19 protein-coding genes and 1 pseudogene are annotated in these 20,394 nt (G+C 62.9%); 13 read left to right on the top strand and 7 right to left on the bottom strand.

All coding sequences use genetic code 11. The features are described from left to right. Window positions 1–15 precede the first annotated feature (15 nt). Window positions 16–2,025 carry an ABC transporter ATP-binding protein/permease gene (locus O7A61_RS17970; RefSeq protein WP_337130940.1) on the bottom strand — a complete coding sequence of 670 codons (2,010 nt, stop codon included), beginning with the start codon at window positions 2,023–2,025 and terminating at the stop codon, window positions 16–18. A 174-nt stretch (window positions 2,026–2,199) separates the two neighbouring features. Between O7A61_RS17970 and O7A61_RS17965 the strand changes: the two genes are divergently transcribed. The 6 genes from O7A61_RS17965 (at window position 2,200) to O7A61_RS17940 (ending at window position 9,434) form a co-directional block, all read left to right on the top strand. Further along, on the top strand, window positions 2,200–3,084 hold the full coding sequence (locus O7A61_RS17965; RefSeq protein ID WP_337130934.1) for a hypothetical protein: 885 nt from the start codon (window positions 2,200–2,202) through the stop codon (window positions 3,082–3,084). 214 nt (window positions 3,085–3,298) lie between these two features. Further along, window positions 3,299–5,191, top strand: coding sequence for a molecular chaperone HtpG (gene htpG / locus O7A61_RS17960; RefSeq protein ID WP_337130933.1), 1,893 nt, complete (start codon window positions 3,299–3,301; stop codon window positions 5,189–5,191). A 222-nt stretch (window positions 5,192–5,413) separates the two neighbouring features. After that, on the top strand, window positions 5,414–6,292 hold the full coding sequence (locus O7A61_RS17955; protein ID WP_337130932.1) for an ABC transporter permease: 879 nt from the start codon (window positions 5,414–5,416) through the stop codon (window positions 6,290–6,292). A 13-nt stretch (window positions 6,293–6,305) separates the two neighbouring features. Further along, window positions 6,306–7,148, top strand: a complete 843-nt coding sequence (locus O7A61_RS17950; protein WP_337130931.1) for an ABC transporter permease — start codon at window positions 6,306–6,308, stop codon at window positions 7,146–7,148. Then, on the top strand, window positions 7,145–8,287 hold the full coding sequence (locus tag O7A61_RS17945) for an ABC transporter substrate-binding protein (RefSeq protein ID WP_027144254.1): 1,143 nt from the start codon (window positions 7,145–7,147) through the stop codon (window positions 8,285–8,287). Before O7A61_RS17950 ends, O7A61_RS17945 begins: the two co-directional genes overlap by 4 nt. After that, entirely contained in the window at window positions 8,280–9,434 is a 1,155-nt protein-coding gene (locus tag O7A61_RS17940) for an ABC transporter ATP-binding protein (RefSeq protein ID WP_337130930.1), read from the top strand. Before O7A61_RS17945 ends, O7A61_RS17940 begins: the two co-directional genes overlap by 8 nt. Window positions 9,435–9,453: 19 nt before the next feature. Here the strand turns inward: O7A61_RS17940 and O7A61_RS17935 are convergent, their stop codons facing one another. After that, window positions 9,454–10,434 carry a GlxA family transcriptional regulator gene (locus tag O7A61_RS17935; RefSeq protein ID WP_337130929.1) on the bottom strand — a complete coding sequence of 327 codons (981 nt, stop codon included), beginning with the start codon at window positions 10,432–10,434 and terminating at the stop codon, window positions 9,454–9,456. A 476-nt stretch (window positions 10,435–10,910) separates the two neighbouring features. Here O7A61_RS17935 and O7A61_RS17930 point away from each other — a divergent pair, with 476 nt between their 5' ends. After that, the gene (locus tag O7A61_RS17930; RefSeq protein WP_337130928.1) at window positions 10,911–11,612 is read left to right on the top strand and encodes a hypothetical protein; all 702 of its coding nucleotides are present in this window, start codon (window positions 10,911–10,913) and stop codon (window positions 11,610–11,612) included. A 33-nt stretch (window positions 11,613–11,645) separates the two neighbouring features. Here O7A61_RS17930 and O7A61_RS17925 read toward each other — a convergent pair whose 3' ends face one another. Further along, entirely contained in the window at window positions 11,646–12,011 is a 366-nt protein-coding gene (locus O7A61_RS17925) for a hypothetical protein (protein ID WP_337130939.1), read from the bottom strand. 225 nt (window positions 12,012–12,236) lie between these two features. Here O7A61_RS17925 and O7A61_RS17920 point away from each other — a divergent pair, with 225 nt between their 5' ends. Next, on the top strand, window positions 12,237–12,677 hold the full coding sequence (locus O7A61_RS17920; protein ID WP_337130927.1) for a hypothetical protein: 441 nt from the start codon (window positions 12,237–12,239) through the stop codon (window positions 12,675–12,677). A 74-nt stretch (window positions 12,678–12,751) separates the two neighbouring features. Then, window positions 12,752–13,189, top strand: coding sequence for a nuclear transport factor 2 family protein (locus O7A61_RS17915; protein WP_337130926.1), 438 nt, complete (start codon window positions 12,752–12,754; stop codon window positions 13,187–13,189). A gap of 32 nt (window positions 13,190–13,221) precedes the next feature. Here the strand turns inward: O7A61_RS17915 and O7A61_RS17910 are convergent. Further along, a pseudogene (locus O7A61_RS17910) lies at window positions 13,222–13,452 on the bottom strand (ABC transporter ATP-binding protein); the annotation flags it as partial. Here O7A61_RS17910 and O7A61_RS17905 point away from each other — a divergent pair. Then, entirely contained in the window at window positions 13,354–14,514 is a 1,161-nt protein-coding gene (locus O7A61_RS17905) for a hypothetical protein (RefSeq protein WP_337130925.1), read from the top strand. The pseudogene O7A61_RS17910 and the gene O7A61_RS17905 sit on opposite strands and share 99 nt — an antisense overlap. After that, on the top strand, window positions 14,511–15,755 hold the full coding sequence (locus O7A61_RS17900; RefSeq protein ID WP_337130924.1) for a radical SAM protein: 1,245 nt from the start codon (window positions 14,511–14,513) through the stop codon (window positions 15,753–15,755). The genes O7A61_RS17905 and O7A61_RS17900 overlap by 4 nt, the downstream gene beginning before the upstream one ends. Before the next feature lie 53 nt (window positions 15,756–15,808). Here O7A61_RS17900 and O7A61_RS17895 read toward each other — a convergent pair whose 3' ends face one another. Next, window positions 15,809–17,431 carry an ABC-F family ATP-binding cassette domain-containing protein gene (locus O7A61_RS17895; RefSeq protein ID WP_337130923.1) on the bottom strand — a complete coding sequence of 541 codons (1,623 nt, stop codon included), beginning with the start codon at window positions 17,429–17,431 and terminating at the stop codon, window positions 15,809–15,811. A gap of 273 nt (window positions 17,432–17,704) precedes the next feature. Between O7A61_RS17895 and O7A61_RS17890 the strand changes: the two genes are divergently transcribed. Together O7A61_RS17890 and O7A61_RS17885 are read left to right on the top strand one after the other, a co-directional pair. After that, on the top strand, window positions 17,705–18,019 hold the full coding sequence (locus tag O7A61_RS17890; protein ID WP_337130922.1) for an EthD family reductase: 315 nt from the start codon (window positions 17,705–17,707) through the stop codon (window positions 18,017–18,019). Window positions 18,020–18,176: 157 nt separating this feature from the next. Beyond that, window positions 18,177–18,464 (top strand): hypothetical protein, encoded by a 288-nt coding sequence (locus O7A61_RS17885; protein ID WP_337130921.1) that lies wholly within the window; start codon window positions 18,177–18,179, stop codon window positions 18,462–18,464. Window positions 18,465–18,553: 89 nt separating this feature from the next. Here the strand turns inward: O7A61_RS17885 and O7A61_RS17880 are convergent, their stop codons facing one another. Together O7A61_RS17880 and O7A61_RS17875 are read right to left on the bottom strand one after the other, a co-directional pair. Then, window positions 18,554–19,678: a transporter substrate-binding domain-containing protein gene (locus tag O7A61_RS17880; RefSeq protein ID WP_337130920.1), complete on the bottom strand. Its 1,125-nt coding sequence runs from the start codon at window positions 19,676–19,678 to the stop codon at window positions 18,554–18,556. A gap of 220 nt (window positions 19,679–19,898) precedes the next feature. Next, on the bottom strand, window positions 19,899–20,394 hold a 496-nt coding region (locus O7A61_RS17875; protein ID WP_337130919.1), incomplete at its 5' end, for an SDR family NAD(P)-dependent oxidoreductase.

Below are 20,394 nucleotides of genomic sequence, written 5' to 3'. Positions count from 1 at the left end.
CTCGCCTGACGACCATCAAGTCTTTTTACGGGCGGCGCCGCGCTTTTCGGCCCGCCCACCGGAACCCCACAAGGCGCGGCCGAGCAAGCCCCTGCGCCGACGCGGGACAAGATCGATATCGCTGACGAGCTTGGCGCCGCCCTTGCGCCGCTCGAGCGTGATCTTGCGGCTGTGGAACGCCTCCAGTTCGGCCCGGTGCGCCACGCTCAAGATGGTCACATTGGGCAATTCCTGGATGATGGTCTCCATCATCCTGTCCTGGCTCTTCTCGTCGAGTGCCGCCGTTGCCTCATCCAGCACGATGATGTCGGGCGCGTGCAGGAGGAGCCGCGCGAAGGCCAGCCGCTGCTTCTCGCCGCCCGACAGGGTCTGGTCCCATGGCGCCTCTTCGTCGATCCGGTCGCCGAGATAAGCGAGCCCCACCTTGTCGAGGGCGGCCCTGATCTGTGGAACCGTCCAGTCGTCGGCGGCACCTGGATAGGCGGCCGCCCGGCGCAGCGTGCCCGAAGGAATGTAGGGGCGCTGCGGCAGCATGAACAAGCGCTTGCCGGGGTGGAAATCGACGCTGCCGCCACCCCACGGCCACAGCCCCGCTATCGCCCGCACCAGCGTGCTCTTGCCCGTACCGGATTCGCCGGCCACCAGCAGCCGCTCGCCCGGTTGGATCACGACCTCGGTTTCCTTGACCACGGCGGTGCCGTCATCGAGCGACACGGAGAGATTGTTGAGGCTGAGCATCGTATCGTCCTTGGTCTGGCCGCGAGTGATGCGCCCGAGCGCGTCGCTCTCTTCCGCGCGCTCGAGCCCGTCGAGCGACATCATCAGCGAGGCGATGCGCCGTGCCGAGGCGTTCCAGTCGGCGAGACGCGGGTAGTTGTCCACCAGCCATCCGAACGCGCCCTGCACGATGGCAAAGGCCGATGCCGCCTGCATGACCTGCCCGAGCGACATCGAGCCCTCAAGGAATTTTGGCGCGCACAAAAGCACCGGCACCACGGGCGCGAACAGGCTCGATCCCTGCGAGACCAGCGCCGTGCGCATGTGCTGGCCCGCAAGCATCGCCCACCGCTTCAGCACGCCGGCGAAGGTCCTGTCGATGCCGCTGCGTTCCTCCTGCTCGCCGCCGAGCAAGGCGATGCTCTCGCCATTTTCGTGCACACGCATCAGCGTGTAGCGAAATTCCGCTTCCGCCTGGTTCTTCTGCTCGGAGAGTTCGACGAAATGCCGGCCGATGACCACCATCGAGGTGGAGGTGATGGCCGCATAGATGACCGCGGTGACGACGAGGAAGCCTGGAATGGTGATGTTGGCCCCGCCGATCGGCAGCGTCAGCGCGCCGCCGATCGTCCACAGCACGACGATGAAGGTCGAGGCCGCCAGGAAAGCGTTGAGCACGCCGGAGACGAAATCGACGGGCGATTCGGTGGCGATCCGCAGATCGTCGGCGATGCGGGCCTCCGGGTTCTGGTGATCGCCGCTGACGAGATTGAGCTGGTAGTAGCGGCCATTGGTGAGCCAGCGGCCGATGACCGATGTGGTGAGCCAGGAGCGCCAGCGGCGCTGGATGGTCATGCGCAGATAGACCTGCGCGACGACGAGGCTGGCGCTTCCAAGCACCAGCGGCACGAACACGGCGCTCAGGAAATAGACGGTCGGTGCATTGCGCTGTTCGATGGCGTCGAAGATCGAGCGGTTCCACACATTGATCCCGTACTGGAAGCCGACATTGACGCAGATCATAATCAGGAGTCCGATCGTGAATGGCCAGGCGAGCTTGTCGCCGCGCCGGTTCCAATAACCGCGCGCGCTGATCCAGAAACGCTTCAGCAGATATTTCTTGCGCGCCTGCTCGGCCTGTTCGGGGCTCAGTTGCGGATCGGGTTCCCCCGCCGCTGGCGGCGGTGCGGCCTCGCCCACGACCTCGGAGGCGGCCTCGACATCGGGTGCCTTCTCCCGGCGGGGCTTGCTGGCACCGTTTGGCTTGGCGCCGCCGGCCGGCTTCGGTTTGGGTTTGATGTCTGCCACAACGGCCATAACGGCGTGGAAATCGGAAGGTTTCATTGTCCTTCTCCATATGACGGCCTCCCACCGTGCGAAGGCTGTCCTGGTACTCCGATATCTGCAACGCCTCGCCAGGCCTCACCGCCGCACTATCGCCACCAAGCCACGCGAAGAGCTTGTAAAAACGGAGGTTCCACGATGCGTCTGGTCTGGACTTTGGTGTTCGCGCTGGCAGCCGGTGCGGCCTATGCCGCTTCGCCGGAGGAAGACTACATCGCCGCGCGCGACAAGGCGGTATCAGCCATCGCGGCGATGGAAAGCGCGAACGCTCCCGTCGAGACACTCGATGCTGCCAGTGAAAAGGCCCGCGCCGATCTCGAGCAGCGCCTTTCGGCACTTCTCGGGCCTTTCACGGTCAAGGGTTTTCCGGCGGCCGGCACGATCAATATCGAAAGCCTCAGTTCCTCCGATGTCGGCTTTGGCATGCTGGACGGGCTGCGCCACGGCACCGAGGACGGCCCCAGCATCGTGGTATCGACGCGCGGGCTAGTCGAGCGCTGGCTCCAATCGCGCGCCGCCGAGACGGACGCCGATCTCAAACTGCCCACCAGCTTCGACGCGGCGTTGAAGCTCGATGCCTTCTACACCCAGGCCATCGGCAGCGACGCCGCTTTCACCGGCACGCTCGACTTCACCCTGAAGACGCCCGATGGCGCCGACATGGCGATTGCCCGCCTCGGCGGCTGGGCACAGGATGTCGGGCCGAACTACGACCAGGAGCTCGTCGTCACGCTCGTTAGGGGCAACAGCGTCATGATCGCCGAGGCGCCCGCGACGCCCCCCGTCCCGAAGATCGCGGCCTGCGACGCGGTCTGGACCGCCGCCGACGCCGCCGCGCAGAAACTGGTCAAGCAAGCCACCGGCGACGGCGACGACAATACATCCGATGCCGCCGACGCCGCCTGGGCAAAAGGCGACAGCGACTTCCGCGCCTGCATGGCCAAGAACCTGCCCGACAACCCCGTCTTCCCCGCACTGCTTGCCCAGGCGCAGACGCTTGCCGACCACATGGCGGGCAAGTAGGGCGCGGAAGCTGTCAATCTCCCCCACGGGGGAAGATCGGCTATTTCGCTGTCAGCGCCGTTTCCGCCCCCTTGCGGCCTGCGCACCCCATGACGATATTGTCGGCGCGCTGGCCTTGCTGAACGCGGTTGCCAGCACGGTTGAAAATGGTTGAAAGGACGTCCTGAACGCGCCACGGCGCGGCGGGCGGATGAACAGCGTGGGAAACTCGGCAATGACGACAGACACAAAAGCGACGGAAACCAAGGCGTTCGAGGCGGATGTTTCGCGGCTGCTGCACATGATGGTGCACTCGGTCTATTCCGATAAGGACGTCTTCCTTCGTGAACTGATTTCCAACGCCGCCGACGCCTGCGAAAAGCTGCGCTTCGAGGCCGTCAGTCATCCCGAATTGCTGGCCGACGATCCGAAACCCCGCATCTCGATATCGGCCGACGCCGACAGCAAGCTGATTACCGTCGAGGACAACGGCATCGGCATGAGCCGCGACGACATGACGGAGGCGCTGGGGACGATCGCGCGCTCGGGCACGCGCGCCTTCATCGAGCGCGTCGGCGCCGGCAATGCCAGCGAAGACACGCAGCTCATCGGCCAGTTCGGCGTCGGCTTCTACTCCGCCTTCATGGTGGCGATCCGCGTCGACGTCATCAGCCGCCTGGCGGGGAGCGACGAGGCCTGGCGCTGGTCGTCCGACGGCAAGGGTTCCTACGAGATCGCGCCCGCCCCGCTCGAAGCGGCACCCAAACGCGGCACCCGCGTCGTGCTGCATCTGATGGACGATGCCGTGTCCTACACCGGATCCTACCGGCTCGAGCAACTGGCCAAATCGCAGTCGGGCCACGTGCCGGTGCCGATCACGCTCATCGAGAAACCCGGCGCCGAGGCGCGCGATATTGCCGATGGCACGGCGCTTTGGGTCAGGCCGAAGAGCGAGATCAAGCCCGAGGAATACACCGATTTCTACCGTGGCCTCTCCGGCCAGTATGATGAGCCGGCCGCCACCATCCATTTCCGCGCCGAAGGCCGGCAGGAATACAGCGTGCTCGCCTTCGTGCCCGGCTCGCGTCCCTTCGATCTCTTCGACCAGGACCGCAAGGGCCGCATGAAACTCTATGTGCGCCGTGTCTTCATCAGCGACGAGGCCGACTTGTTGCCGCGCTACCTGCGCTTCATGCGCGGGCTGGTCGATTCCGCCGACCTGCCGCTCAACGTCTCACGCGAGATGATCCAGGAAAGCCCGCTGCTGGCCGCGATCCGCAAGGGCCTGACCAACCGCGTGCTCGGCGATCTCGCCAAGCTGGCGGAGAACGAGGCCGAGGCTTATGCCAAAATCTGGGAGAATTTCGGCGTCGTCCTCAAGGAAGGGCTCTACGAGGACCATGAGCGGCGCGAGCAGCTCTTGAAGCTCGCCCGCTTCCGTTCGACCATCTCTGGCGAAGGCTGGCGCGGCCTTGCCGACTATGCCTCGGCGATGAAGGAAGGCCAGAAGGCGATCTTCTTCATGGCCGGCGACGACCGCGCGCGGCTCGAAGCCTCGCCGCAGCTCGAAGGTTTTAGGGCACGCGGCATCGAGGTGCTGCTGCTCACCGATCCGGTCGACAGTTTCTGGACGTCGATGGCGCCGGAGTTCGACGGTAAGCCGTTCAAGTCGGTGACGCAGGGCGGGGCGGAGCTTTCCGAGATCCCGCTGCTCGATGAAGCGAAGAAGCCGGACACGGCGGCGACGCCCGAAGTCGATGGCTTCCTCGCCTTCGTCAAGGCGGCGCTTGGCGATGCCGTGTCGGATGTGAAGCCTTCCGACCGCCTGACCGAAAGCGCGGTCTGCCTGGTCGCGCCCGAACATGGTCCGGACCGGCAGTTCGAGCGGCTGCTCAACGCCGCCGGCCGCCTCGACAAGACGGCCAAACCGATCCTCGAAATCAACCCGCGCCACGAGCGCGTCCTGGCGCTCGCCGGCCTCGGCGACGACGAGCAGGCCTTCAAGGATGACGCCGCCCACCTTCTCTACGACGAGGCGCGCGTGCTCGACGGCGACAAGCCGGCCGACGCCAGGGCGTTTTCCGAGCGCCTTGCCCGCCTGATCGCGCGCGGCATCTCGAAGGGCTGAGGCGCGCCGGCCAGCCGTCCTCGACGTGTTTGTCGATCGAGGTTGCAGACGGGGTTGCACAGCGACCCCGTCTACCGACAAATTTCGACGTCTCTCGCAGCCGGCGAGGCGTTGAAGTCCACTGGCTCAATCGCCGACTGTAGACATCGCGCCTCCAATCACCCAATCTTGGCACCGGGAACAAAACAGCGCTTCAAAGAAAGCGCGGACGTCCGGGTGCTCATGAAACGACGATGGACATTGTATGATCCACGGCTGGCCTGGATGCTCGTCGCGCCGGTGCTCCTGCTGCTGATCTTCTTCCTGGTGCTGCCGATCGCCGTGATGGGCGCCTACACCTTCTTCACCTTCGTCACCGCCGGCGTGGAAACGAGCGCGTTCACGACCGCGAACTGGCACGAATTCCTCACCGACAGCTACTATCACGGCTTCCTTCTGAAGACGTTGAGGGTCGGGGCCATGACGGCGCTGCTCTGCGGCGTGCTCGGCTATTTTCCCGCCTATTTCATCTGGGCCACGACCTTCAAGCACAAATGGCTGCTGTTGCTTTTGCTGATCGTGCCGTTCTGGATCAGCTTCACCATCCGCACCTTCTCCTGGATCAACATCCTAGGCGAACAGGGCGTCATCAATGTCGCGCTGCTCAAAATGGGCATCATCAACGAGCCGTTGCCGATGCTCTATAACGAGGGCGCGGTCATCCTGGGCATGCTGCACTTCCTGCTGCCCTACATGATCCTCAACGTCTATGTCAGCCTGGAGAGCATTGATCGCACGTTGATTTCGGCGGCCCGCTCAATGGGCTGCACGAGCGCGCAGGCGTTCCGAGAGGTCACGCTGCCGCTGTCGCTGCCGGGCTTGGCGGCGGGCCTGCTGCTCTGCTTCGTGCTGGCCGCCGGCAGCTATGTGACGCCGCAGCTTCTCGGCTCGGGCCGCGACGCGCTGTTCGGCAACCTGATCTACGACACCATCATGGGCGAGCTGAACTGGCCGATGGGCGCCACGCTTTCGATCGTGCTGTTCGTCGTGCTCGGCTTCTTCGCCGCCGTCTACACGCGCTACATGGGCATGTCGCAGATCGTCAAAGGACTTGGCGCATGACGGGGCTTGGCGGATGAGAGGAACACGGCGCAAGCAGGAAGGCAGATGGGCCTGGCGGCTGACCGGCTTCGTCACGGTCTGCGTCTACATCTTCATGTTCGCGCCGATCGTGGCGACGGTGATCCTGTCGTTCAACGCCTCGATGTTCGGCGGCTTCCCGATGACCGGCTTCAGCCTGCAATGGTACGGCAAGCTGATGGCCAACGAGGCGGTGCTGGCCGCCTTTCGCACGTCCTTGTGGATCGCATTGGTCACGGCGATCGTCACCACCGCCATCGGCGTCACCACGGCGTTTGCCTTGGTGCGCTTCGATTTTCGCGGCAAGCAGGCGCTGAGCACGCTGGTGATCCTGCCGGCGCTGGTGCCCGAAACCATCCTCGGCGTCGGCCTGCTGGTGCTGATCAAGGCGGTCGACCAGCCGAGGACCATGCTTCTGCTGGTGCTCGGCCATATCCTGCTTGCCGTGCCCTATGTGGTGCTGATCGCCCAGGCGCGCATGATCGGCATCCGGCGCGTCTATGAGGAGGCGGCACTGTCGCTCGGCGCCTCGCGCTCTTCGTCCTTCCGCGAGATCACGCTGCCGCTGCTCATTCCGGCCGTGGTGGGCGGCGCGCTGCTCGCCTTCACCATCTCGTTCGACAACACTTCGGCCAGCCTGTTCTGGCGGCCGGCCGGTGTCGAGACCATGCCCACCCAGATCCTTTCCATGCTCAAGATCTCGATCAGTCCGGAAATCAACGCACTCGGCACCGTGATGATCCTGGTGACCGTCGGCATCCCGCTTATCGGCGGCCTGATCCTGCAAAGCCTGACAAAACTGAGAAGACGTGGCGAACCAAAGGAGGAAACACAATGAAACTCACCACCACGAAGCGGCTGGAACGGCTGCACGACCGATACGCCAATGGCGACCTGAGCCGCCGCACTTTCCTGACGCTGACCGCCGCCGCGGCGGCATCGGCGGGCCTTTCCATGCCGTGGATGGGCCGGGCGCTCGCCGCTGTCCAGGAGGTTCGCTTCGACGGCTGGGGCGGCACGGTGCAGGACGCGATCGACAAGTTCGCCTTCCAGCCCTACACGACCAAGACCAAGATCAAGGTGGTCCAGGGCACGTTCGGCGACGAGGATGAGATCATCACCAAGATCAAGACCGCCAAGCCCGGCGACTACCAGGTCATCCATTCCTCGGGCGTCAACTACTACATCAAATATGTGAACGCCGGCCTGACCTCGGAGATCAACGAGGCCAACATTCCCAACATGGCGAATGTACTGCAGCCGATGATCGAGCCGTTCCGCAAGCTGACGCCAAAGCTTTCGGCCATACCCTACGACTACGGCACGACGGGTATCGCCTACAACACCAAGGTGATCTCGCCGGAGGAAGCCAAGGAAAAGGGCGCGGCCCTGCTTCTCGACAAGAAATATGCCGGCAAGGTCGGCGGCTATTCCGATATGACGACGCGCGTCTGGTACGCGGCGCTTGCCACCGGGCAGGATCCCAACAACCTCAAGGACATGGACGCCATCTGGGCCAAGGTGCGCGAGACGCGCGACCTCGCCAAGAAGTTCTGGAGCTCCGGCGCGGAGCTGATGGACCTGCTTTCCAAGGGCGAGATCGTGGTGACCGATGCGTGGTCGGGCCGCGTCGCGGCGCTGCAGGACCAGGGCCATCCGATCGGCTATCTCGATCCGGCCGGCTCCTATGCCTGGATGGAGGACATGCTGATCCTGAAGGGCTCGCCCATGGCCGAGTGCGAGGAGCTCATCAACTTCATGCTCGACCCGGCGACCTCGATCGCGGTGGCCGAGGGCCAGAGCTATCCGCCGTCGCTCGACCCGAACAAGGTCAAGCTGACCGAGAAGATCGAGAAGCTGCCGGCGTTCGACAAGACCGGCACGATGAAGTCGCTGACCTTCGCCGATCCGACCTACTGGGCGACCAACGAGGACGCCTGGACCAAGCAGTGGAACAGGATCTCGAAAGGTGCCTGACAGCCAGGGCACGACACTCCATCCCCGGCCTGTCCTGGCCGGGGCGGCCGGCGCGAGCGCGGCCGCCGAGGCGAACAGCCCGGCGGTCGAGTTCCGCGATATCGACATCGCCTACGGCAAGTTCGTCGCGGTGCGCGATTTCTCGCTCTCGATCCGCAAGGGCAGCTTCGTCACCTTGCTCGGGCCCTCGGGCTGCGGCAAGACCACGATCCTGCGCTCCATCGCCGGCCTGGTCGATATTTCGGGCGGCCAGATCATGATCGACGGGCGGCGGGTCGACGACGTCCCGATCTACAAGCGCAACATCGGCCTGGTCTTCCAGAGCTACGCGCTGTTCCCGCACAAGAACGTGTTCGACAACGTCGCCTTCGGCCTGAAGTACCGCAACGTGCCGAAGCCCGAGATCGCCCGCAAGGTCGGCAAGGCGCTCGAAATGGTGCGGCTGCCCGGCAGCGAGAAGAAGCTGCCGTCGCAGCTGTCGGGCGGGCAGCAGCAGCGCATCGCGCTTGCCCGCGCCATCGTCTTCGAGCCGCAGGTGCTGCTGCTGGACGAGCCGCTATCGGCGCTGGACGCCAACATGCGCGAGGAGATGCGTGTCGAGATCAAGAAGATCCAGAAGGAAACGGGCATCACCGCCATCTTCGTCACGCACGACCAGGAAGAAGCGCTGTCCATGTCGGATCGCATCGTGGTGATGAACGCCGGCGCGGTTGAGCAAATCGGAACCCCGCTGGAGGTCTATGAGACGCCGGCCACGGCCTTCGTCGCCGACTTCCTCGGCAAGGCCAACATGCTTGCCGGGACCGTCAGCAGGTCCGGCCAAGCGGTGGTGCTTGCCACCGGCCAGACGATCAACGTGGCTTGTCCAAGGCGGCTTGGCGACGGCAGCAAGGTCACCGTCGTGGTGCGGCCGCAGAAATTTTCGGTCGGTGCTGGAACGAGCGTCAACCGGCTCACTGGCCGTGTCGTCTCGGCCTCGTATCTGGGCGGCAGCGCAATCTACGAGATCGACATCGGCGGCAAGACCAGCCTCCGCGCCAACGCGCCGATCAATGGCCGCGTCCTTCGCGAAGGCGAGACGGCCGACCTCGGATTCGATCCCGAGGGCTGCGTTCTGCTCGACGAGGACGGCCAGCGGATTTCATAGGCGCCGCACGTAGCGGACTTCATTGTATCGTCGCGCCGCCGGGCCTGCGGTTGGGATGCCTGAGATGGGTTGGCGTGATGCCGGTCTGCTGGCGGAACACGCGGCTGAAATGGCCGGCATTGGTGAAACCGCACCGGTAGGCGATTTCGCCGATCTGCAGGTCGCTGCCTTCGAGCAGCGACTTCGCATGGTGCACTCGTAACGCGAGATATGCCGCCATCGGCCCGATGCCCAGTTCCAACCCGAAGAGCCGTTCGAGCTGGCGCCGCGAGCAGTTCAGGCGGCTTGCGATCTCGGCGACCGACAGCGTCTCCTGGAGATTGCTCTCCATCAACAGCAAAGCGCGCTTCACCGCCCGGCTCGACGCCGCCGGAAACAGGTCGCCGACGGGCTGCACATCCCTGCTGCTTCTGATCCGATCAAGGACGAGGATCTTGGCGGCCTTTTCCGCCGCCTTCTGGCCGATGAACTGAGACACGAAATGGCCTGCAAGGTCGGCGGCACCCGTGCCGCCCGCGCATGTCGAGCGGCCCCGGTCGACGGAAAACAGGCTGTCGGCATGGGCATTGACCTCCGGGAACCGGCTGCGGAAATCCTTGATGTGGAACCAGCTGACGGCGGCGCTGTAGCCATCGAGCAGGCCGTAGCGCGCCAGCACGAAGCTGCCCGTGCAGAGCGCCGTCAGCGGCACCCCCTTGCCGGCGGCCCGCAACAGGAACGCCTCCTTTTCGGAACTCAGGCTGCGGTTGGTGTCGAGCAGGCCGCCGACAACGACGACATTGTCGAAATCCTCGGGATTGCCGATCCCCCCGGTCGGCAGCAGTTCGACGCCGCAACTTGCCCGGATCGGCAGACCGCGTTCGCCGACGATCTCCCAGTCGAACTCTATCCTGCGGCTGCGATCGCCCTCATCGCCCGCCAGCCGCAGCGTGTCGATGAACAGCGACAGCGGCGACAGCGTGAAGTCGCGCACCAGGAGAAACGCAAACCGCCTAGCCATTGTTGTTCGGAACCGCCTTGTCTCAAGCTTATTCAGCCAGCACAATATGCTGGAACACCGGACGATGTGTTTGCCAAAAGCGGCACCGGACTTCTTGCTTGTCGCCGACGGCGCAGTCCAGGGCTCCCTCGCCCAGCACATGCCATCACGGCCTCGAAGGCAATAGGATCGCCCGCCGACTCGGACCAAGTGCAATCCCAACGGTCGACCAGGCTTCGATGGGACGAAGAGAGGTGTGGTCAGTGCCTCGGGAATTTCAATAGGCGAGCGCTCCTTGCGAAATCCGTGGCGCAATATTGGAACCAGCCTGCGGTTCGTTGGACCACCTGACCAGGGCCGTCTGCGTGGAGGCTGCATCCAGATGAAGTCAACCGTCCTCCGCCTGCGCATGCCTGGGGAACTGTTTGACCCTGATTTCGGTTGTCCGCTGTGCGAACTGTGCTTCCACGAAGGCACCCGATGAGCGAAAACGAAACATGGACAAGAAGCGCGGCTCCATTCGGAAGATCCTGAGCGGCATCGCGGCGAAAATTGCCACCGCCCCTGATCGCACGGCCGAGCAAGGCACGGCCACCGCGTCAATGGTCGCCGAATGGCTGCTGCCGCCAGCGTCGACGCTCGGCTCCTCCTTGCGCCTGAAGGGGATCGAACGCGAAGTTCGGGCCCGCCTGCCATGGACGGTGCGGAAATTTGCCAAGGCCGAGACGGGCCGCGTCGTCTTGCGCATGTTGCGAACCGACGCGGATGCGTTCCGGGCCGCCTCGGCAACTATCTCCAGGACGATGGAGGGAATCGAGGCACTGCCCGTGCTTCCGCGAGAGGCGGAGGACATCCTCACCATCTCCTCCCGAGAGCGGCACAAATGGCTCAGGGATGGTCGCCTGAAAAGCATCGGCACGCGCACCGTGAAGATGCGCGGGCGATCCAAGGCCGTGACCTTCCACGTCTTCGATCCACGCCACATCGAGGACATTCTTGACCGTGACCTGGCGACCGCCTGGCGGGAGGAGGATGCGCTGGAAGTGTCCGAGAACAGACGGCGCGGGGCCGGCAAGGCCGCACTGACGCGAGCAGGCAAGCGGACGGGCAACGCCCGCAAGACCAGAAATGCGGGAAAGGACGATGCGCCAAAGCTCGAAGGTTGGGACACATTCGAGGCGGACGGATTGCTACGTTAGCTCGAGAGATTATCCATTCGGACCCGTTCCCGGCTATGGATATTTCGCCGGGGTTGGACTGGCAGGGCTCAAATCACCTTGCAATTCCTTCGGCAGGGGTAGGCTCGAACATTGCAGATGCACGTCGCGGGCGAGCAGCTTTCGTTGTTTCTGCTCGTGCTCCTTGGTCGCCGCTATGATCCCCAACCCGTAGGGGCCAAGTGCGACGAATTCCCAACCCGGGTGCTGTTTTTCGCGGACCGCATAGTCCGAAGCCGCCGCCCGGGCTTGCTGGCATTGCGGCGTCGCCCATTTCTGGTCCTGCTGTGAAAGCGAGGTTCCATAGTCGACCGGAGACGTCGCGCATCCGGCCATTGTCGCGGCCAATGCGGACATTGCAAGCCCCGTCGCAATTCTCATCCCGAACCCTTTGCCAACCGCCGTGGAGAGTACACCGACGTCTCCATCCCACAACGAGACCGCCGCGACCAGAGAGCCTGGCCTCTTTTCGTGGCGGCCTTCCCGCCGCCAGATTCAGACCGCCGCTTGGAACCAATGATGGGCGAGACTGTTCAGTTGTAACTTTGATGCCATGCCGACATTCTTGCCGGCGAGCAAGGCAGCCACCCTTCAGGAGCTCCCATCATGACTATTTCCTCCGGATTTCGTTCAATCGCCGTAGCCGCCATCGCCACGGTAGGCGTCAGCCTTGCCAGCGCCGCGCATGCCGACAGCGGCACGATCCGCTTCTCCGTCTACAAGGCGGCCTTCTTCGTCGGCGGCTCCGGTGGCGAGGGCACGCTGACCTTCCATGGCCGGAAATATCCGATCTCGATCGGCGGGGTTTCGGGCGGCCTCGCCTTCGGCGTCTCCAAGACGTATTTCCAGGGCACCGTGCGCCACATCAGGCGCGCCCGGGACGTGACTGGCGTATACGGCGCGGCCGGCGGCGGCGGCGCGCTCGGCAGAGGCGCACAGGTGATCGTGATGACCAACGACAAGGGCGCCCAACTCCAACTCACGGGCAGACAGGTGGGCCTGCAAGTGAACGCCGATCTCAGCGGCATGAGCATCTCGCTGAGGTAGGCGCCTCACCCCTCGGAGCGGTTCCAGGAGAAGTGTGAAGCGGTTTCCCGTCCCGTTCAGGGGAGAGGAAGACGATGATCGCCAAGGCCGAGGTCGCGAAATTCTTCGGGGCCTATGCGGAATTCTACAATGACGCGCTCTTGTCGGATGCCGGTTTGAAGGATGTCGCCGACATCTATTCGTCCGCTTTCATCTCAGTCACCCCTGGCGGGGTGATGGCCGGCGAAAACGGCAAGCAACTGATCGAAATCATGAAGAAGGGCTTCGAGGGCTACAGGGCAATGGGCGCCGGGAAGATGACGTGCAGGGACGTATCCGTGACGCCGATCGATCAGGACCACTGCGTGGCAAAGGTGCAATGGTCCGGGGAGTACCAGAACAAAAAGGCGGCGCTCATCACCATTGATTTCGAGGTCAGCTATCTCCTCGAGAGACGTGACGGGAAGCTGAAGGTGTTCGGCTGGATCAGCGGGGACGAGCAGGCCGAATTCAGGAAACACGGCCTGCTTTAGGTCTCAGCTTGGAGAACGGCGCCCCTACCCGCTCAGCTCCTCAGCCCCGGCGCTTCCTGTCCCGTGCGCTCGACATATTCCGTATAGCCGCCGCCATAGGTGTGTATGCCTTCCGGCGTCAATTCGAGCACGCGGTTCGACAGCGCTGCCAGGAAATGCCGGTCGTGCGAGACGAACAGCATCGTGCCTTCATATTGCGACAGCGCCTCGATCAGCATCTGCTTGGTGGTGATGTCGAGGTGGTTGGTCGAGTTATCTTCGACCCGATTCGCCCTTGCGTGCTTGTCGCTCGCCGATCCGACACCAATGCATCTGTGTCAGGTATGAAGCTTGGCGCAATGGCCAATCGAGTCGATCTCAGCTATCAAAACGGGATGGCAAAAAATCTCCCGATGCCCCCTGCATTACCCGCGGGTCAGCCTGTCGAGCTTTCCGAAGTGATATCGGCAGTGGCGGAACGGATTCATTATGCGGAGGGACGCCGAACTAACTTCACAGTGGTGGCCGGCGCGATGCTTGCCGGCGGTATCGCGGTCCTGACTTTCATATTGGATAAGCACCTGGGGAAGTTGATTACCTATCCGATCGTGGTGGCAGCTGTCGGCTCTTTGGTATTGGGAATTGCCCTGCTAGTTGTGTACTCACGGCAGACGAATCGCTATCCGTGGACTGCGGCGACAAAAACTTGGAAGTGGTTCTATCGTGACGCCCTCCCCGCAGAAAAGGAATTCAATCCGAAATGGTGGAGCCTTTTTTGGTTTGGCCCGGAGAAGAAACGGCTACAAACCGCATATACCAACCAGCTCCCGGGCTTCCAGGCCAAAATCAACCAGTTGTCGAATGAAGTTGTTAACTTTGATCAGGATGTGCAGCAACTATATGTCCTGCATATCAACGAGAAGTTCAAGAACCTTCATCTTTCACAACTACGCACGATCTTCCAGAGAGGTGTTTTTTTGCTCATCGCCCTGAGTACGATCGCGGCCTTTTGCGGTGCAGCAGCGGACAAAGAGCGGATCGCAACGCGCCATCTCAATGAACACGTCGGTGGATTGAAGCTTGACGTTAGCTGGCATTTCATATCGCCGTCCGACGACAGTCAGGTAGTTCTCGTCGCCGCAACAATCGAGAATGCGGAATCGGCAGCTATTGATCTTCCAAAATGGCTCTTTCTAGACAATAAAGGGCAGAGCGTTCCCGGCGTGGTCACCGGGTCAACGATTAGTGTCGAGAAGATTCAGCCTGGAAGTAGATTGAGCTATTCATTGTTTGTGAAGCCTGCCGAACCGGTTTTTGTCGAAAGACTTGCAGTGCACCTAAGATGAGTGGTGGCTACGAGTATGCCCTAGCCATCACGAGCCAATTCCCCTTTTGTAGTATTCCGCTTCGGCTGGATAGCTACTCGGCGTGCCAGTTTGCCTGCCGATATTGCTTCGCGGCTTCACGAGGTGGTTCCACCGGCCAGAAGCGGATCAGATCGGCAAATCCTAGAGAGCTTGCACGCAGGCTTGAACGCCTTGCAAAGGGAAGCGAAGCGCGTTCAGTGCTGGATGAAATGCTGGCCGCCAGAATACCAATTCATTTCGGCGGTATGTCGGATCCAATGATGCCGCTCGAAGGGCGGCTCGGGGTCAGTCTCGACCTGCTGAAAATACTGCACGATCACTCCTATCCCACTATTCTCAGTACCAAGTCCGATCTGTGTGCGACCGATCCTTATTGTGACGTGCTCGCAGCCGGAAATTTCATTGTCCAAATATCGCTACCCACACTCTCAGAAGGTTTGGCCAGCCGGGTCGACGCTGGCGCACCTTCGATCACCCGAAGGCTGAATGCGGTAAGAATACTTTCGGCTGCAGGCATCCCCACTGCGTGTCGGGTACAGCCCTTTCTCGCACGAGATGACGAGGCGAATGACCTCGTTCTCGCTTGTGCTGAAGCAGGCGCCAAACAGTTAGCAGTCGAGCATCTAAAGTTAGCCCTCGAAGATAGTTCTCATCGTAGGGGTCTAAGTGTCGCGCTCGACATGGACTTGGTGAAGTATTACAAACTCCGTGATAGCCCTCGCGTTGGGCGAGAATGGGTGCTGCCAGTCGAAGAGCGTGTGAGGCGAATGCTGAAGCTGCGGCAAATGACGCACTCAGCAGGGATGTTGTTTGGTGCAGCTGATAATGATCTTCTTCATTTAAGCGACGGCACATCCTGCTGCAGCAGTGTCGACCAACTGGGGTTTAAATCCCCATATCGCTTCACTTTTACGCAGGCGATCCATGCACATAAAGACGGGCGAATCAGCTTCTCCGCGATTGCCGACGAGTGGCGACCTCGTCGCAGCATCGGCCAATATGTGAACTCGAAATCACGGATACCAAGAGGATCGATCGAAGACTACATCCGCGCCCATTGGAACGGCTACCGTCACGGATCTGCACTGGACACTTATTTCGGGGTAAGTCGAACCAACGAAAAAGATGAAGATGGATTTGTCATATATACCCTTGCTGCGGATGTCAGGTATCTGCTTTTGTCTGGAGATCAGCAACCTTTAAACGCGTGCGCAGAGTAAGGGGCAACACATCAACCGACGGCCAGATGATTCCGTCTGCCACCACCACCCGCTCAGCTCCTTAGCCCCGGCGCTTCCTGTCCCGTGCGCTCGACATATTCCGTATAGCCGCCGCCATAGGTGTGGATGCCTTCCGGCGTCAATTCGAGAACGCGGTTCGACAGCGCTGCCAGGAAATGCCGGTCGTGCGAGACGAACAGCATCGTGCCTTCATATTGCGACAGCGCCTCGATCAGCATCTGCTTGGTGGTGATGTCGAGGTGGTTGGTCGGCTCGTCCAGCACCAAGAGGTTGGGCGGGTCGAACAGCATCAGCGCCATCACCAGCCGCGCCTTCTCGCCGCCCGACAGCACCCGGCATTTCTTCTCGATCTCGTCACCGGAAAAGCCGAAGCAGCCGGCGAGCGCCCGAAGCGGCGCCTGGCCGGCCTGCGGGAAATTGTCTTCCAGCGTCTGGAACACGGTGCGCTCGCCCTCCAGGAGTTCCATGGCGTGCTGGGCAAAATAGCCCATTTTCACGCTCGGTCCCCGCGCCACCGTGCCGGTATCGGGATCGGAAGCGCCCGCCACCAGCTTCAGGAGCGTCGACTTGCCCGCGCCGTTGACGCCCATGATGCACCAGCGCTCGCGGCGGCGGACCTGGAAGTCGAGCCCTTCATAGATGGTGCGGCTGCCATAGGCCTTGTGCACGTTCTTCAAGGTGACGACGTCCTCGCCGCAGCGCGGCGCCGGCTGGAACTCGAAATTCACCACCTGGCGGCGCTTTGGCGGCTCGACGCGGTCGATCTTGTCGAGCTTCTTCACCCGGCTCTGCACCTGGGCTGCGTGCGAGGCGCGCGCCTTGAAGCGCTCGATGAAGGCGATTTCCTTGGCCAGCATCGCCTGCTGGCGCTCGAACTGCGCCTGCTGCTGCTTGTCGGCGATCGCCCGCTGTTGCTGGTAGAATTCATAATTGCCGGAATAAGCGGTGAGCGATCCCGCATCGATCTCGACGATCTTGTTGACGATGCGGTTCATGAACTCGCGGTCGTGCGAGGTCATCAGCAGCGCGCCGTCATAGCCCTTCAGGAACTGCTCAAGCCAGATCAGGCTTTCGAGGTCGAGATGGTTCGACGGTTCGTCGAGCAGCATGACATCGGGGCGCATCAGCAGGATGCGAGCCAGCGCCACGCGCATCTTCCAGCCGCCCGACAGCTTGCCGACATCGCCGTCCATCATCTCTTGCGAAAATCCGAGACCATCGAGGACCTCCCGCGCGCGTCCGTCCAGCGCATAGCCGTCGAGTTCCTCGAAGCGGTGCTGCGCCTCGCCATATTGTTCGATGATCTCGTCCATCCGGTCGGCCTGGTCGGGATCGGCCATGGCCGCCTCGAGTTCCGCCATCTCGGCCGCCACGTCGCTGACCGGTCCGGCGCCGTTCATCACTTCGGCCACCGCGCTGTGGCCCGCCATGTCGCCGACATCCTGGCTGAAATAGCCGATGGTGACGCCGCGATCGACCTGAACCTGGCCCTCATCGGGCAGTTCCTGCCCGGTGATCATGCGAAACAGCGTCGTTTTGCCGGCACCGTTGGGGCCGACGAGGCCGGTCTTCTCGCCTTTCTGCAGGGAGGCCGACGCCTCGATGAAGACAAGCTGACGGCCGTTCTGCTTGCCGATGTTTTCAAGTCTGATCATGATGTTCCGAGGGGTATCGATGCGGAATTGGGATTTGCCCGCGCCCTTACGCGAATGACGGTGCCGGGGGAAGAGGCAGAAGCGCCGCAGATGCCCGCGGGAGCGCGAGGCGCCGGTCTCCTCAAGTCGGGAAATCGGCTGTCGCATAGCCCGAGCTCCCGGCCCGCGCACATAAAAATCGACCGGCGGTCGAAATCCGCCAATGTCGAACGACTTCGGTTTGGCGGCCTGCACGGCTTGATCATCGACATCAACAGGACAGGAATACGGGCAATGGCCAAGATGCTTGTGATCTACAAAACCCCGGCCGATCCGGCCGCGTTCGACCGGCACTATTTCGATGTTCATATACCGCTCGCCAAGAAGCTTCCCGGCCTGCGGCGCTACGATGTCAGCAGGCGGCCCATCATCAAACTCTCGGCGGGCGAGATGCCTTACCTTGTGGGGACATTGTATTTCGACAGCCTCGACGACATCCGCGCCGCGTTCGCCAGCGAAGTCGGCGTTGCCTGCGCCGCCGACCGGCGGATATTGGCCCCGGGCGACGACGATCTGACGATGCTGCTGTTCGACGCCGACGAAGTGTGAACCCGGCCTCCAGACACACTCCAGAAACAAGATTCAACATCCGGGAAAAACTGGCGAAAAGATCGTCTGCGATAACCATTCCCGTGGCAGCCGGACAGCGGCCGCCAGACAAGGCCACGGGATAGCGCCTGCAATGCAACGACATTCGACAGGATGGATGGGTGCCCTGACAGGCATTTCGCTCGCCATGTTTGCGGTCGTACAGTCGGACGCGGAGGCGGCGGTCACCCGGACCGAATATTGCAGCCGGCTCGGCCTCCAACTCGACGCTGCCATCCAGGCCAAGGCCAAACCGGGTGCCAGTGCGAGCCAGATCGCCGAGGTAACGGCACTGCAGGACAAGGCGAACCGGTTCTGCGCCGGGAGCAAGCAGGCGCAAGGCATCCGGATCTACGCCAACGCCCTGAAGCTCCTCGGGGTGACCCCGGTCGACCTCGATCAGTGACGATCACCCGAAGACCCGTCCTGAAAGCGGGCGGCTTTTTCTGGCGCGCAATGCCGCGAGCTGTCCGTCCCCGCTCTCATGCCGATAGCCTATTTCTCGCCCAGATACTGGAAGACCGCCTGTTTCCACCAGTCGCTTTCCATGGTTTGCAGCAGGGCGAGATCGAGCGGCTTGCGAAGCCTACTGCCGAGCGGCAGGGCGATGGCATATTGCTGCTGGTCGAAGGTCGCGTCGAGGACCCGCAGGCTCGCGCCGTAGTTCTGTCCGACCAGCCAGCCAAGCAGCGGCTTGTCGTGGACCAGCGCATCGATCTTGCCGGCGCGCAGCGTGTCCAGGCCCTGCTGGACGGTGGCAAAGTCCTGATGGCGGATATGGGTGGAATCCAGGTAGGACGCGGTCGAGGAATTCTGCACGGCGCCGACCCGGACCGTGGCGAGGTCGCTTTCGCCCTGCACCATGCCTTCCATCTGCGTCACGGTCAGCACCGATGTGACGCCGGCGGTGAACACCGCGATGGCGATGATCGATCCCATCATCCACAGCGCGGCCAGCACACGCCCCGGCACGGTTCGCGGACCGAAATCGCCGGTGCTGGCCTGGGTCGCGGCAATCGTCGACCACCACATGCTTGAAAACAGGCCCTTGGCGACGCCGCCGCCGAAATCCTCATTGTGGCGGCGTTCGAACATCCAGATCAGGACGCCGACCACGACCGAGATGACGATCAGCGCCAGCACGGCCTGCAGGAAGCCGAACGAGGTCAGCGCGTGCAAAATCGGCCGCCATGACGGCTGGCTGTTGAGCGGTGTAGCGATGCCGAGCCCGGTCGTGAAAAAGGGCTGCGTGAAATCGACGGCCTTTTCGCGGTCTGCCGTGACGGTGATCGCGGCCATCGCCACGTTGAATTTGCCGCTGGCGACGCCGTCGATCTGGTCCTGCACGCCAGGCACTTCGACATAGTGGAAGCGAAGGTTGAGCCGCCCGGCCATCTTCTGCCAGAGGTCGATGCTCAATCCTGACCAGGTGCCGTCCTGCAGCTTGAAGGCGAAGGGCGGCGCGGCCTTTACCCCGACCGATATGTCCTTCGACGACACGTCCGACGGCAAAGGCAGCTCGGCAGACGTTTGTGTCTGGCCGACGGCGACGCCAGCCCCGACGCACGCGGCGACGGCAACGAGGATCAGCGCCATCGTCCACGAAGCAATTCTTCTCAACGGCAACAACTCCCGGCGACCGATTGCGCCGCGCGATCTGGTCGCGGGCTCGAAAAAATAGCCGCCATGCCGGCCTTCGTCCACCCGCCATGGAGGGGGTGATGCAGGGATGTCCAGCGAGATTGATGCGAAAACAATCGTTTGGCACAATTTCCCGATTCAGATGCTGAACGCCGTTACGCAATGCCGGGCGCCGCCCGAACCTGCCCGCGTCTCGCCGTCACCACGGCAGCCCCTTGCCATCGCGAAAAAAGCCGCCGGTCGGGCCGTCGTCGGGCAAGGTCGCGGCCCACACGATGCCCGCCGCCCCTTGCGCCACCGGGCGCCCGCCCGGCCCGCCCATGTCGGTGGCGACCCAGCCCGGGCAGATCGCGTTGACCAGCACGCCCGAGCCGCGCAGTTCGGCCGCCAGCACGCGGGTCAGTGCATTGAGCGTCGCCTTCGAGGTCGAATAGGCTGGCGCGCCCGCGCCCATCGAGGCCAGAGAACCGCCTTCGGAGGAGACGTGGACCAGCCTGCCATGGCCGCCCGCCCCGAGCAGCGGCGCGAAGGCGGCGGCCACCCGCCAGGCGCCGAAGACATTGGTCTCGAACGCCTTGCGGATGACAGTCCAGTCGGCCTGCAGGGCGCGCGAGCCGGTGTCGTAGTGGATGGCGGCGTTGTTGATCAGCACGTCGAGCCGGCCGAACCGGCGCCGCACGTCGTCGGCTGCTCTC

The sequence above is a fragment of the Mesorhizobium sp. Cs1321R2N1 genome (assembly GCF_037179725.1).
Lineage (GTDB): Bacteria > Pseudomonadota > Alphaproteobacteria > Rhizobiales > Rhizobiaceae > Mesorhizobium > Mesorhizobium salmacidum.
Note: the sequence above shows the minus strand (reverse complement) of the source record. Positions and strands in the feature narration are given on the sequence as shown.